The 14,766-nt window shown below is 49.3% G+C and carries 14 protein-coding genes and 1 pseudogene; all 15 read left to right on the top strand.

Annotated features, from left to right (window positions below; all coding sequences use genetic code 11):
- Position 1: 1 nt before the first annotated feature.
- Entirely contained in the window at positions 2-1,429 is a 1,428-nt protein-coding gene (locus C7U56_RS07470; RefSeq protein ID WP_107000773.1) for a sodium:solute symporter family protein, read from the top strand.
- A 61-nt stretch (positions 1,430-1,490) separates the two neighbouring features.
- A complete protein-coding gene (locus C7U56_RS07465) occupies positions 1,491-2,807 on the top strand; it encodes a sensor histidine kinase (RefSeq protein WP_107000772.1) in 1,317 nt (438 codons plus the stop codon).
- Positions 2,808-2,882: 75 nt separating this feature from the next.
- Positions 2,883-4,247 carry a sigma-54-dependent transcriptional regulator gene (locus tag C7U56_RS07460; RefSeq protein ID WP_107000771.1) on the top strand — a complete coding sequence of 455 codons (1,365 nt, stop codon included), beginning with the start codon at positions 2,883-2,885 and terminating at the stop codon, positions 4,245-4,247.
- A gap of 352 nt (positions 4,248-4,599) precedes the next feature.
- Positions 4,600-5,361, top strand: coding sequence for a LamB/YcsF family protein (locus C7U56_RS07455; protein ID WP_022358636.1), 762 nt, complete (start codon positions 4,600-4,602; stop codon positions 5,359-5,361).
- A 24-nt stretch (positions 5,362-5,385) separates the two neighbouring features.
- The gene (locus C7U56_RS07450; protein ID WP_107000770.1) at positions 5,386-6,609 is read left to right on the top strand and encodes an NRAMP family divalent metal transporter; all 1,224 of its coding nucleotides are present in this window, start codon (positions 5,386-5,388) and stop codon (positions 6,607-6,609) included.
- 223 nt (positions 6,610-6,832) lie between these two features.
- The gene (gene pxpB, locus C7U56_RS07445) at positions 6,833-7,561 is read left to right on the top strand and encodes a 5-oxoprolinase subunit PxpB (RefSeq protein WP_022358506.1); all 729 of its coding nucleotides are present in this window, start codon (positions 6,833-6,835) and stop codon (positions 7,559-7,561) included.
- Between the two features lie 2 nt (positions 7,562-7,563).
- Positions 7,564-8,661: a 5-oxoprolinase subunit C family protein gene (locus C7U56_RS07440; RefSeq protein ID WP_107000769.1), complete on the top strand. Its 1,098-nt coding sequence runs from the start codon at positions 7,564-7,566 to the stop codon at positions 8,659-8,661.
- Between the two features lie 36 nt (positions 8,662-8,697).
- Complete coding sequence (locus C7U56_RS07435) at positions 8,698-9,507, top strand: putative hydro-lyase (protein ID WP_107000768.1); 810 nt, start codon at positions 8,698-8,700, stop codon at positions 9,505-9,507.
- 403 nt (positions 9,508-9,910) lie between these two features.
- On the top strand, positions 9,911-10,345 hold the full coding sequence (gene rplM / locus C7U56_RS07430; protein ID WP_107000767.1) for a 50S ribosomal protein L13: 435 nt from the start codon (positions 9,911-9,913) through the stop codon (positions 10,343-10,345).
- A 28-nt stretch (positions 10,346-10,373) separates the two neighbouring features.
- Positions 10,374-10,763: a 30S ribosomal protein S9 gene (rpsI, locus tag C7U56_RS07425; protein WP_022358510.1), complete on the top strand. Its 390-nt coding sequence runs from the start codon at positions 10,374-10,376 to the stop codon at positions 10,761-10,763.
- Positions 10,764-11,196: 433 nt separating this feature from the next.
- Positions 11,197-12,027, top strand: coding sequence for a phage antirepressor KilAC domain-containing protein (locus C7U56_RS07420; protein ID WP_107000766.1), 831 nt, complete (start codon positions 11,197-11,199; stop codon positions 12,025-12,027).
- Positions 12,024-12,191, top strand: coding sequence for a hypothetical protein (locus tag C7U56_RS15450; RefSeq protein WP_002576412.1), 168 nt, complete (start codon positions 12,024-12,026; stop codon positions 12,189-12,191). The genes C7U56_RS07420 and C7U56_RS15450 overlap by 4 nt, the downstream gene beginning before the upstream one ends.
- The gene (locus C7U56_RS07415; protein ID WP_302689074.1) at positions 12,172-12,720 is read left to right on the top strand and encodes a helix-turn-helix domain-containing protein; all 549 of its coding nucleotides are present in this window, start codon (positions 12,172-12,174) and stop codon (positions 12,718-12,720) included. The genes C7U56_RS15450 and C7U56_RS07415 overlap by 20 nt, the downstream gene beginning before the upstream one ends.
- Positions 12,707-13,799 (top strand): annotated as a pseudogene (locus C7U56_RS07410) (VirB4-like conjugal transfer ATPase, CD1110 family); the annotation flags it as partial. The gene C7U56_RS07415 and the pseudogene C7U56_RS07410, both read left to right, overlap by 14 nt.
- A 187-nt stretch (positions 13,800-13,986) precedes the next feature.
- Positions 13,987-14,766, top strand: a complete 780-nt coding sequence (locus C7U56_RS07405; RefSeq protein ID WP_107000765.1) for a DUF134 domain-containing protein — start codon at positions 13,987-13,989, stop codon at positions 14,764-14,766.

Here is a 14,766-nt window from a genome sequence, read left to right as displayed (position 1 = left end):
CATGAGTAGAACATTTGATTATCTGGTCTGTTTCAGCGTCTATTCGCTGATTATCCTGATTATAGGAAAATCATCGTTCGGTGAGAGCGATTCGATAGGGAAATTTTTTATCGGAGAACGGAAATGCGGGTTCTGGCGGCTGTTTTCCACCTTCGTCGGGACCTGGGTGTCCGCTGCGACCATTCTGGGATACACGGGCAATGTTTTTGAAAATGGAACCTCCGTGATCGCTGTGACGGTTATCCCGTGGTTCATCGGCGCGGGGCTGCTGTATCTCATCAGCGGCCGTATCTATGACTGCGACATGCTCACGATCCCGCAGTTTATCGGGGAGCGCTACCATTCCCGCTTTCTGCGTACCTGCTGTGCGCTGCTGCTCTCGGGCGGTTACGTTTTTTATCTGGTGATCCAGATCAAGGGATTTGGAATTGCGGCGGCGACGCTTTTAAATATCGATTATAAAGTTGCAATTTTTTTGGTTTATCTGTTTATTCTGTATTCTACCTTTGGAGGATTCAATTCGGTTACCAAGACGGATGGCGGAAACCTTATCATGCTCACGATCAGTATAGTGGTTGTCTATTTTGTCGTGGTCGGAGGAATAGAGGGAAGCGGATTTCTGACAAACGCGGAGGTGTTCAGCCGAAATGCGGCGGGCAGCGGGACGGACAGTTTTGGAAATCTGATGAAAGATTACAGCCTTACCATGTACCTCACGATGTTTTTTGGCTGGGGTATGGGGCTGGCAGCGAACCCACAGTATCTGATCCGGATTGTGGCGGCAAAGAGCCGTGAGACGGCGCGGAAAGTCCTGATCTGTTCGCTGGTGTTCTTGACATTTTTTTATTTCTGCCTGACCCAGATCGGTCTGGGGCTTCGGATCCTGTTTCCTTATCTGTCCTATTACTTCGGATCAGACGATATTTTTGTCTACGCAATTAATTATTTGCTCCGATCACGGTTCAGCGGATTTTTCTTAATCAGCGTGATCGGCGCGTGCATGTCGACGGCGAACTCGCAGCTGCTTCTGATTGGCTCGATGATGTCCTACGATGTGGCGGCGCAGTATGGAAAATGGAAGAAAACAGAGGACCGTATCCTGGGGCTGACGCAGCTCTTTATCTTTCTCGGCGGAACGCTGGCGCTTCTGCTCTCCTTAAATCCACCGTCCAACAGCCTGTTTTTCGGCGCGGATATCTGGGGATTGTTTTCAGCAATTCTGACGCCACTTCTCTACGGTACGCTTTATTATAAGCGGGCAACGAGGACGGGCGCATGGGCGGCATTTGTGACAGGGGTAACCGGGACGGTGCTGCTTCAGCCACGCGAGCTGCCGGTTTACTGGGGGTTTCCGGTGACGCTGTGTTCGACCCTGGTTTTTGTCCTTGTCCCGGTGCTGGAGAGTATATGGAAAAAACGTGCTTGCTAAAGGCGGGCATTTGGAAACATGAAGCTGTCAGACAACAGCGAGAAGGAGGCGAAAACGAGCGATGAATAAATGGCTGAAACGTCTTTCAAATTGGTTTTTCCAGATTGAAAATGAGGTCATGATTCCCTTTGTTCTGGTGGGAATCCTTGTCATCGGAAGTTTCAGCGTGATTTCCTATTATAATGGCTACACGATGCAGAAAAACAGTGAGATGGAGCTGGCGGATACGCTGTTTGAGGATGTAAACCGCGATCTGCACTTTCTGGAAAAGCGTCTGCCGGAGGAGGAGATCGCGGAAAAATACCGGAATTTTGAGCGCGGGCGGATCCGGATTCTGGATCGTGACGGTGAGGAGATCACGGCTGGAACCCGTTGGGAAAACACATCGGTACTGGCAGTCAGCAAGGGGGACAATCCATTTGGCTGGCGGCTGGAGTACCGGATGAATGAGAGAATATTCGGGGAACGCATCTTAGAGCAGCAGAGCTATCTGGTAGTCGGCGCCATCGCGTCGCTGATTCTCATCTGCCAGGCAAGCATTTTCATTTCCCATAGTATCACGCGCCCCATCCGCAGGATGAGCCATACCTGTAAGGAAATTGAGGAAAACAAGGGCAGTTATCAGAAATACCGGTTTGAGGCGGTCAGCCGCCACGACGAGATCGGACAGCTGGCGGTTACCTTTGAGGGGCTGCTCAAAAACATGGATAATTACACGAAAATGGAATATACCAGCCGGATGGCAGCGACGCTGGCGCATGAGATCAAGAACCCGATCGCGGGCATCCGCTCCGGCATTCAGCTTTTAAAGGGCAGGACGGTCAAGGACGGCGATAAAATGCTCTGTGACAGCATGATCCATGAGATCGACCGTGTCACGGCGCTGATCATGAACCTTCTGACTTTGTCAATCCGGCGTGAATCACCGAAAACGGAGATTTCTGTGACCGGTGTTTTAAAGGAGATCGGAATGATCTATGCGAAAGGACCGGACAGCCGCCGCGCATCGCTTTTTGTGGAGGCAGAAGAGGGACTGAGGGCGTGTCTCAATGAAAATGAGTTTCGCCAGATCATTCACAACCTGATCAGCAACAGCCTGAGGGCGCTGGTACCGGACCGCGAGGGACAGATTAAGCTTATGGCAGCCGCGCAGGAGAAAGAAGTGATTGTGACGGTGCAGGACAACGGAAAAGGCATGACGGAGGAAGAAGTCTCCAAGGCGCTGGAACCATTTTATACAAAGAGCATCAACGGAACCGGGCTTGGGCTCTCAATCGTGAGCCGCCTGGTGGAGTCAAATGGAGGAACGATGGAGATCGTGAGCAAGCCGGGGGTAGGGACAGACGTGGTTTTAAAATTTCCGGGGAAAATGGTATAGTGTGACCATTTAATGAGGTATTTCACGAATTTAGTATTTAGAGTATAATGTTATGAAACAGGGAGGAGGATGCACATGGATCGAATTTTGATTGTGGACGATGAATTTCTGATTCGCTATACACTGGAGGAAGGACTGAAAGACAGGGGATATGACGCCTATTCAGCCGCAACCGTCGAGGAAGGGCTGGAGTTTGTCAGGAAATATCATCCGGGTGTGCTCCTTCTCGACAATCTCCTCGAAAACAGTGTCGGGATGGATGAGATTGTCAATTTCAAAAATGCAGATGAGGAACTGCAGGTCATCATGATGACGGCGTACGGTTCCGTCTCCCAGGCGGTTGAGGCGACGAAGCGCGGTGCATATGATTATATTTTAAAGCCGTTTGATGTGGATGAGATCGATATGCTGATCAAGCGGTGTCTGGAGCAGAAGCGCAACCGGGATTCACTCGTCTTCCTGAAAGGCGATGTGCCGCAGTTTTTAGGTGTCAGTGAGGCAGCTGCCCGGATCCGGCACCTTATTCAGGTGCTTGGGGAAAATTTGTCGGTCAATGTACTCCTGCGCGGGGAGACGGGAACGGGCAAGGAAGTTGTGGCGCGGCAGATTCATGCGAACAGCGCCCGCAAGGATAACCTGATGGTACGCATTAACTGCGGTGCGATTCCGGAAAATCTGATGGAGAGCGAGCTCTTTGGCTACGAGCGCGGCGCGTTTGCGGGGGCGCTCAAGACGAAAAAGGGCTTGATTGAGCTGGCGGACGGCGGTACGGTCTTTTTGGACGAGATCGGCGAATTGCCGATGGCGATGCAGACGAAACTTCTGACCTTCCTGGATGACCGGAAATTTAAGCGGATCGGCGCGCTGGAGGACACGGCGGTCGATGTTCGGATCATTGCGGCGACGAATAGAAATCTCGAGGAGGCGATCAAGGCGGGGCAATTCCGGGAGGATCTGTTCTACCGGCTGAATGTCATGCAGATCGAGATTCCGCCGCTTCGTGACCGGCGCGAGGATATCCCGGTGCTCTGTGACTATTACCTTGACTATTATAATAAAGCCTTTGCCCGCAATATCGAAAAAGTGGATCCGGATTTCATGCGGGAGCTGCTCTTGTACGACTGGAAAGGCAATGTCAGGGAGCTTAAAAATATTTTTGAGCGTTGTTTTCTCTTCAGCCAGGGAAATATCCTGGAAAAACACGTGGAGCTGGCGCCGGTCGAGCGGGAGGCAAGGCCGGAGAGCGGGGACTGCATCTATCTGAAAGATCTGAAAAAAGGACCGATCGACCTCGAGCAGGAGGTCGCGGCGCTGGAGAAACGATATATGTCGGAGGCGTTGAAACTTTCCGGCAATAACCTGACGCGGGCGGCGGCACTGCTCGGCGTCACCCGGTTCTCGATGAAACGGAAGATGGAGCGGGAAGACGGGGAGAAGTAGAAAAAGCAGAAAAACTGTATCAGGAGGAAGGACGAAAACGGTTGTCTGGTAAACCGGGTGCAGGAATGAATGGTAAAAGAGTGCAAAAAATCACATCGTGCAAAAACGCACGCCTAAAACGTGCGTTTTTGCACGATTTTTGTATATAAATTAAATTATTTTGAAAAATATTAAAATTATGATTGAAAAATACATAAAAGTCAGATAAAATATCAGCAGAAGCAAAAAAACAAGGGGAACATACAAAAAACGTCTCATCTTAAACATAGTTTCCGACAGCTGTTGAAAACAGACAGAAGAAACGCTAAGCCGCAAAAATGAGATGTGTGAGTAAGAAAGGGAGGAATGAACCATGTTTTATGTCGATTTAAACAGTGATTTAGGTGAGAGCTTCGGTAACTATACGATTGGTATGGATGAAGAAATTCTTCAGTACGTGTCTTCCGCCAACGTAGCCTGTGGATGGCATGCAGGTGATCCGATGGTTATGGATAAGACCATCGCACTGGCAAAGAAATACGGAACCGCAGTAGGAGCACATCCGGGATTTCCGGATCTGATGGGCTTCGGTCGAAGAAACATGGTGGTAACTCCGGAAGAAGCGAAAGCATATCTGAAATACCAGCTCGGCGCATTGAGCGCATTTACTAAGAGCCAGGGCGTAAAAATCCAGCACGTAAAACCGCACGGTGCATTCTACAACATGGCAGCTGTTGATGAGAAGCTGGCGAGAGCGATGTGTGAAGCAGTCTATGAAGTAGATAAAGATATCATCTTCATGGGTCTGGCAGGATCCCAGATGATCAAGGCAGCCGAGGAGGTTGGTTTACAGGCAGCGAGCGAGGTGTTCGCAGACCGTGCATACAACGATGACGGAACCCTGGTTTCCAGAAAACTTCCGGGAGCAGTCATCAAAGATAAAGACCTGGCAATCAAACGTGTCGTAAGAATGGTAAAAGAAGGGAAAGTTGAGAGCATCAACGGAAACGACATTTCCATCAAGGCAGATTCCATCTGTGTACACGGAGACAACCCAAAAGCGCTGGAGTTCGTAAAGAACATTCGTGAGACCCTGGTAGCCGAGGGAGTGGAGATTAAAAATCTGTTCCGCTAATACGTATATAAGGAGAAGAAAAATATGGGAGAAAAGAAAAAAAGTAATGCGAACACGACAGCCCTGATTGGCGCCGCGTTCCTGATGGCAACGTCTGCGATCGGACCTGGTTTCCTGACACAGACTGCAACCTTTACCGGTCAGTATGGCTCTATTTTCGCACTGGCAATCATCTGCACCATTCTTCTGGATGTTACAACCCAGTTAAATATCTGGTCCATCATCGGTGTGTCCGGTATGCGTGGACAGGATATCGCAAATAAAGTTGTTCCGGGACTCGGATATTTCATTGCGTTCCTTGTGTCTCTCGGCGGTCTGGTATTCAATATCGGTAACGTCGGCGGCGCCGCAACCGGTTTTAATATCGTATTCGGTTTCCCACTGAAAGTCGGAACCGTTGTAGCCGGTGTCATCGGTATCCTGATCTTCTTATCCAAGGATGCGAAAAACTTCATGGATAAGCTGACCAAATACTTAGGAAGCATCATGATTGTTACCGTACTTTATGTAGCATTCCGTTCAAAACCTCCGGTTGTTGAGGCAATCGGCAGTGTTGGACATCTGAACGAATTCCCGAATCTGGTATTCCCGATTATTACCCTGCTTGGCGGAAGCTGCGGCGGTTACATCACATTCTCCGGTGCACATCGTCTTCTGGATGCAGGTTTCTCCGGAACCAAGGATCTTCCGCACGTTCGCCGCTCCGTATTAATGGGCGTCAGCGTATCGGGTGTTATGAGAATTTTACTGTTCCTCGCAGTTTTAGGCGTTGTTACAGCAACTCCGGAAGTTGTTGGAAGCGAAGCATGGGTAGCAAGCCCGCCAGCAGCAGCTTTTAAGGCAGGCGCAGGCATCATCGGTTACAAGATCTTCGGTCTGGTTATCCTGTTTGCAGCTATCACCTCCATCATCGGTGCAGCGTATACATCCGTATCCTTCTTAAAGACCCTGCATCCGTTCATCATGGAGAATGAGAAATGGTTCGTTATCGGCTTCATCGCTGTATCGACCGTTATCATGACATTACTTGGACAGCCGGCAACTCTTCTGGTTCTGGCAGGTTCCGTAAACGGACTGATTCTTCCGATTACACTGCTTGTCATTCTTCTGGCAAGCCGCAGGAAAGATATCGTCGGTGAAAATTACAAACATCCGACCGTACTCATCGTACTTGGTGTATGCGTTGTTCTTCTGACCGGTTACTCAGGAATCAAGGCTCTGCCGAAGATTCTTACCATCTTTGGTTAATGAATGAAAAAATGCAAAAAATGTGGTAAAATAATAAAAAACGATTAAACGGACAGGCGCCCGGCGGACTGGCTGGATGAGCACGCAGATGGCTGGCTTATGGCAGCAGGTCTGCCGGGCGTTTCCCTGTAACTGGCTTGTTGGGTCGGAAGCAGTTTTTAGGTTTTTCGAAGAAAAGCAGAACAGGCAGGCGGGGGCTTCGTTTATCTGACAGGAGGTATATATGAGCGAGGTAAGATACCTTGTAGCGGGCGACAGCGCTGTGTGCGTTGAGTTTGGCAATGAAATCAGCCCGGAGATCAACAAGAAAATCCGCGCATTCAAGATTGCGGTTGAAAAAAGCGATATACCGGGAATTGTGGAGACGGTTCCGACATACCGCTCCTTATTAGTACATTATCATCCGGAAGTGATCGGATTCAAGGCACTCACAGAAAAATTTGATAAATTGATGGGTTCCTTATCCAGCATTCCGATCCCGCCGCCAACCGTTATCGAAATTCCGGTTCTCTACGGCGGAGAGATGGGTCCGGATATTGAAAATGTTGCGGAGCACAATCACAAGACCGTGGAAGAGGTCATCAAGATTCATACATCTGAAGAATATCTAATCTACATGATTGGATTCATCGCTGGATTCCCATATCTGGGCGGCATGAGCAAAGAGATCGCAACCCCGCGTCTGAAGAGCCCGAGAGTGAAGATTGAGGGCGGCTCCGTTGGTATTGCCGGTGAGCAGACCGGTATCTACCCGGTAGCATCTCCGGGAGGCTGGCAGTTAATTGGACGGACTCCGTTAAAACTCTATGATGCAGACCGCGAGAAACCAGTGCTTCTGGAAGCGGGACAGTATATCAAGTTTGCTGCAGTAACCGAGGAAGAGTATAAAAAGATCGAAAAAGAAGTCGAAGATGGAACCTACAAATACGTTGTGTACGATAAGGAGGTATAAAGATGGGCATTAAGTTTGCAAGCGGCGGATTCCTCACAACCGTACAGGACATGGGACGCACCGGCTATCAGGAGTCCGGTATGTCTGTATCAGGCGTTATGGATCAGCGTTCCGCAGCGATCGCGAATATTTTGGTGGGAAATGATGAAAACGAGGCGGTTCTGGAAGTAACCCTGATGGGACCGATGATGGAATTTACAGAAGACAATATTATCGCAGTAACCGGCGGCAATCTGGTTCCGAAGGTAAATGGAAAAGATCTTCCGATGTATCAGGCAGTTTTAGTACATAAGGGCGATTCCATGAACTTTGCCGGTATGACAAGTGGAAGCCGCGCGTACATTGCAGTGGCAGGCGGGCTGGATATCCCGGTACAGATGGGCAGCAAATCCACTAACTTAAAGCTGAAAGTAGGCGGTTATCAGGGAAGAAAGATCGGCGGCGGAGACGAGATTGGTTTTGCTGCTCCGAAGACGACCCTTCCAAATATGAGAAAGAGAAAAGTGACGCCGGAGGACTTCTCCCAGACTGAGAAAACCATCCGCGTTGTCATGGGACCGCAGGATGACTGCTTTACCGAGAAAGGTGTAGAGACGTTCTTAAGCAGCACATATGCATTTACGAATGAGTCCGACCGTATGGGCTGCCGTCTTGAGGGCGAGGTCATCGAGCATAAAAATGGCGGCGATATTATCACAGACGGTATCGCCTTTGGTGCGATTCAGGTGCCGTCCCACGGACAACCGATTATCATGATGGCGGATCATCAGACCACCGGCGGTTATACGAAGATTGCTGGCGTTATCTCTGTGGATCTTCCGCTGGTTGCACAGTCCAGACCGGGTTATAAAGTACATTTCCAGAAAGTAACGGTTGAGGAAGCACAGAAGCTCTACATTGAGCAGGTGGAAAAACTCAAGGCACTTAAAGAAGAATTGGCAAAAGTACCGGAACCGTGCGGAGAACTCGATGCGGTGATTCAGGTAGCGGTTGGATGTGAATCGAAGAGATACTGGAATCCGATTGGAACCTACCGGGTTGTGATCGATGGAACTGAATATATGGTTGAATTAGAGGAAGAGACTGAAAGATTCAGATAAACCTCAGATGTATTGAAAGATATGGAGGGAACGTATATGGCAGATTATAGCAAAATGACACCACCGGAAGTATGGAAACTGATTCGGACTGGCGAGATTACCCGCCCGACGGCTGGCATGTGTGCCGGATATGCACAGGCAAATCTGGTTATCCTGCCGAAGAAGTACGCGGATGATTTTAAAGAATTTGCAAGAAAGAACCCGAAACCGTGCCCAATCCTGGAAGTCGTAGAGGGCACACCGGATATCCACGATATGGGCGAGGGCGCGAGCATCGTGACGGACATCCCGAAATATTTCATTTACCGTGACGGCGTGAAAGTCGATGAGGTGACAGATGTTTCTTCTTATTGGAAAGAAGATTCGGTTGCATTCCTGATTGGCTGCAGCTTCTCCTTTGAGGAGGCGCTTATGAAAGCCGGCATTGAAGTGCGCCATATCGCGCAGGGCTGCAATGTTTCCATGTACAAGACCAACATCCAGTGCGAGAGCGCCGGCGTGTTCAAGGGACCGATGGTTGTCAGCATGCGTCCGATGACACCGGAAAACGCACAGAAAGCCAAAGAGATCACAGACCGTTATCCAAACGTACACGGCGGTCCGGTCCAGATCGGCGATCCGGCAGCGATCGGTATTAAGGATATTTCCAAACCAGACTATGGCGATCCGGTCGAGATCCGCGATGGTGAGATCCCGGTATTCTGGGCTTGCGGCGTTACCCCGCAGGCAGCGATTGAAAATGCAAAACTTCCGTTAGTCATTACCCACGCACCGGGACATATGTTCATCACCAATGTCCTGAATACAGAGCTGAATGATTATCTGGAAGCGAAGAAGCAGAAATAGGCAGAATCGGTTCTGCCATTGCAGGAACGCTTTTATCGAAAAATAAGGTTTGACGGAGATTTCCCAGTCTCCTTCAAATAAATTCTCTTGAGGAAAGAGAAAAAGTTCATTACCAACCTAAAAAGCGGCGAAAAGGGAAGATGGAATCTGAGAGGAGGAAATCTTCCTTTTTCATGTGTATCCCATGCGTATATCAGACGCATGGAATGAAACGAACTTATCTTGTAAATCCGGGGAAAAAACCTTGTATTTTCAAGGAAAAACCGCTTGACACGTCCGGAAGCGTGTAATATAATAAGTCAGTATGACATGAGTCAGGAAGATGTCGGCACCAAAGCCCCGGAGCAGGCATTTCATGATATAGTTAATCTCAATTATATGAAGTAAAACAGGAGGTCAACCAATGAAGAGTTTTATGGCTAGTCCAGCAACAATCGAAAGAAAATGGTATGTAGTTGACGCTACAGGATATACATTAGGTCGTCTTGCATCTGAGGTAGCAAAGGTATTAAGAGGCAAGAACAAACCGATCTTCACACCGCACATGGATTGCGGCGATTATGTAATCGTAGTAAACGCAGAGAAGATCAAAGTAACCGGTAAGAAGATGGATCAGAAAATCTACTACAATCACTCTGATTATGTAGGTGGCATGAGAGAGACAACCCTTCGTGAAATGATGGCTAAGAAGCCGGAGAAGGTTATCGAGTTAGCAGTTAAAGGTATGCTTCCAAAGGGACCTTTAGGAAGAAGCATGATTACAAAACTTCATGTATACGCAGGTCCGGAGCACGAGCAGGCAGCTCAGAAGCCGGAAGTTTTAGAAATCAAGTTTTAATTAAAGGCACTGGAAGGAGGAAACTATAATGGCTAACAAATTTTACGGAACAGGCAGAAGAAAAAAATCTATCGCTAGAGTATACCTTGTACCGGGAACCGGCAAGATTACTATCAATAAAAGAGACATCGACGAGTACTTTGGTCTTGAGACCCTGAAAGTGGTTGTTCGTCAGCCGCTCGTAGCAACCGAGACAGTTGATAAGTTCGATGTACTTGTAAATGTACGTGGCGGCGGCTTCACAGGTCAGGCTGGCGCTGTAAGACACGGCATCTCCCGTGCACTTCTTCAGGCAGACGCTGATTACCGTCCGGTACTGAAGAAAGCAGGCTTCTTAACTCGTGACCCGAGAATGAAAGAGCGTAAGAAATACGGTCTCAAAGCAGCTCGTCGCGCTCCGCAGTTCAGCAAGCGATAATCTACAGCTTAATAATGCTAAAAAAGCCCGGAAATACGCCATTTTCCGGGCTTTTTCTATGCCTGAAATCACCTGATTCCGATGGTGAAATTTGAGGAAATTTGACTTCAAATTAGCCCATTTTGATGGGTTTACCATGGGTTTACGGTCTATTTTTGAGCCTAATGGGTGGGAAAATGGGTTTACAGAAGGCCATTTTGGAGGGGAAATTCGCCCCATATCCTTGACAGATTTTCGGGAAAAATCCGGCTGAAACGGAATGAAAAATGGTGTCGGATTCGTTTGGCGAGTTCTGACGAAATCTGCAAAAAAATGATATCAGGTATCCTGTTACATAGAGCCTTGGCTCATTCTTTGAAAACGAGAATGGGTCGAGGCTTTATTTTTTTCGCCCGAAATCCGGCGAGACAAATTTGAGTAGGAGGTAACAGGTATGACGGATTTCAATCAGAAGACCCATGACACCGATGTGGGCAGTCATGGCGGACAGTCGAGGCAGATGATGGAGGTGTTTGAGAACCAGGAGTTTGGTTCGATCCGGTTGTTACAGGAGGCAGGCAAGACCTTCTTCTGTGCAAGCGACGTGGCGAAAGCGTTGGGATATGTGAATCCCTACGCCGCAGTGAAACGCCATTGTAGAGGCCCCCTAACGAAACGCGAGGGGGTCGTTCAGAAGGTGAATCAGTATGGAGATGCTGGAGAGCAGGTCGTTGAAATCTCCTTTATCACGGAAGGTGATGTTTATCGGCTGATCGTTCACAGCAAGCTGCCATCGGCAGAACGGTTTGAACACTGGGTGTTTGATGAAGTTCTCCCGTCCATCCGAAAGCATGGTGTGTATATGAGCGATTCTATTTTGGATCAGGTGATTCAGCATCCGGAGGTCATCTACACCCTGGCGAAGGAGCTTGTGGCCGAGAGAGAGCAGCTTGAGGGTATCCGCAAACAGCTGGATGCGGCACAGCCCAAGGCAGACTACTTCGACACCTTTGTGAATTCGGAGGATTGCACCTGCATCCGGAATTTCTGTAAGGAAATCGGAATCCCGGAGAAGACGGCAGTAGCTCTCTTACTGGATCATCGCTATCTGTACCGCAGTCCAAGCGGCTGGCTGATGCCTTTTGCAGACAAATCTGCAAGGGGCTATTTTATTGTCCGGGATTGCTACGGCAGAAGCGGAAAACTGGTGCAGCAGACGAGAGTGACCTGCAAGGGAAAGAATCATCTCTTCAAGTTGTTTAAGAAATGGGGTGTGATCGAATGACGCTTTTTACAGAGGGACGCCTTCAGGCGTTTGAACGCATGATGCAGGATACCGGCAAATACCATCGACGGGAGGACAGCGAAGATCGTCCGCGCAAATGTCCGAAGAAAAAAACGGAGCCTGCGAAAAAGGATGGTGAGCACCATGCCGGTATTCAGGGTTGAGAAAAACAGCAATTACACAACGATGTGCAATTACCACCTGCGGGATCAGGGTCTCAGCCTGAAAGGAAAAGGACTTCTCTCTATGCTGCTTAGTTTACCGGACACATGGAACTATTCGGTACGGGGATTATCTTCGATTACACCGGATGGCGTAGATGGGGTGCTTACAGCTCTGAAAGAACTGGAACGTCTTGGATATCTGGAAAGGAACCAGCAGCGTGAGAGTAACGGTCGGATGGGCAGAGCGGAGTATGTGATCTATGAGATGCCAAGGAAAAAGCCGTGTACGGAAAAGCCGTATACGGTAAATCCGGATACGGACACACCGGTTACGGAAAATCCCGCGCAATTAAGTACTAATAGAACAAGTACTGAAACAATCAATAAAAGAGAGAAGAAGGAAATCCAGCACCGGTATGGCTCATACGAAAATGTCCTTCTCTCTGACACGGAATACGGCAAGCTCCGGCAGGAGTTCCCAGGAGATTATCAGATGCGGGTGGAACGGCTCTCTGAGTATCCGCTTTGAGCTTTCTTTTATGAATATGGCTACGGATGCCTCGAATTTTGAGAAGATGGTGCGCATCCCGTACCAGAAGGATCATTTCAATCCGGTGCGCACGGAGTACAGCACCATGCTGCGCCGCCAGCTTGCCCAGGGCAACAACGGCCTGACCAAGACGAAGTACCTGACGTTTGGCATTGAAGCAGAATCCATGAAACAGGCAAAGCCGAGGCTCAATCACATTGAGATCGACCTGATGAACAACTTCAAACGCTTGGGTGTCCGGGCAAAATTGCTGAACGGTAAGGAACGGCTTCATCTGATGCACGATATGTTCCACATGGGTGACCATGACCGATTCAATTTCGATTGGAAGTGGCTGCCGGAGAGCGGGCTGTCGGTAAAGGACTTTATTGCCCCGACCGGGTTTGCCTTTCCGAAGAACCGTGTTTTTCAGATGGGTGGGATGTATGGTTCCATGTCCTATCTCCAGATTACGGCTTCCGACCTGTCGGATCAGCTGCTGAAGGACTTTCTGGATATGGAATCCAGCCAGATTGTGACCATGCACATTCAGTCGGTAGACCAGAACAAAGCAATCAAATCCATCAAGCACACCATTACGGAGCTGGATCGTTCCAAGATTGAGGAACAGAAGAAAGCTGTCCGTTCCGGATACGATATGGACATCATTCCGTCAGATTTGGCAACTTACGGCAGGGACGCAAAGGCACTGCTGAAGGAATTGCAGAGCCAGAATGAGCGTATGTTCCTGCTGACCTTTCTGGTGATGAATACCGGCGAGACGGAGCAGGAGCTGGAAACCAATGTGTTTCAAGCTTCCAGTATCGCGCAGAAGTACAACTGCAACCTGCGCCGTCTGGACTTTTCTGGGTACTCCCGGTTCCGGTAAATCCTTCTCTGCCAAGCGAGAAATCGCCAATGCGTTTCTGGTGACGGATGACGATGTAATTGTGTGCGATCCGGAAGCCGAGTACACGGCACTGGTGAAGAAATTTGAGGGGCAGGTCATTAAAATCAGCCCTTCCAGCGCGCAGTATATCAACCCGATGGACATCAATGCGAACTATTCGGAAGAGGATACCCTGCGAAGTTCTGTCAAATGTAGATAATCTGACAATACGAACATGGCTCACACGTAGTCTTCGACACCGAATATCAGCCAGCACACATATGAGGACGGAAAATGTAGCAGCTTTTGAAAAATTGCTTTTTCTGCTCAAAGTGCTATAATCGGAATATACCGAATACAAAGGGAGGAAAGCTCCCATGCCAAGACCGCCACGGTGCCGTCGAATTTGTGGCGTACCACAGGTCGATACATTCTGTCCTAACGGGTGCGAGAATACCGAGCCGATCCTGCTGACGCTGGACGAATACGAGGTCATTCGGCTGGTTGACTTGGAGCAGCAAACCCACGAGCAGTGTGCCGCTCAAATGGAGATTTCCCGCTCTACCGTGCAGGAGATTTACGAAAGCGCACGGAGCAAGATCGTAGCGTGTCTTGTCCACGGGAAACCGCTGCACATCACCGGGGGAAACTACCGCATCTGCGGAGGACAGGAGGCAGCTCACTGCGGCCGTTGCTGCCGGATGCAGAGAGCCAACATGGAAAAATCAGGCAAAACTTGCAAAGGAGATTCCATTATGAAAATTGCAGTTACCTATGACAACGGTCAGATCTTTCAGCATTTCGGTCACACCGAGCAGTTCAAGCTTTATGAATCTGTGGACGGCAAAATCGTCCATGCGGAAGTCGTTGATACCAACGGCAGCGGTCACGGCGCACTGGCAGGATTCCTGATGCAGAACGGCGTGGACACTTTGATTTGCGGAGGCATCGGCGGCGGTGCGCAGGCAGCACTCGCCGAAGCGGGCATCAAGCTCTACGGCGGTGTCAGCGGGGACGCTGACGCGGCGGTGAGCGCATTGCTTAACGGAAGTTTGGGCTACGATCCCAATGTTCACTGTGACCACTATGACCATGAACACGGCGAGGCTGGTCACTCCTGCGGTGACCACGGCTGCGGCAAGCATAGCTGCCATTGA

Origin of the sequence: Clostridium fessum, from assembly GCF_003024715.1 — a bacterium.
Taxonomy (GTDB): Bacteria; Bacillota; Clostridia; order Lachnospirales; family Lachnospiraceae; genus Otoolea; species Otoolea fessa.
The sequence above is the reverse complement of the archived record's forward strand: the minus strand, read 5'-3'. Positions and strand labels throughout refer to the sequence as shown.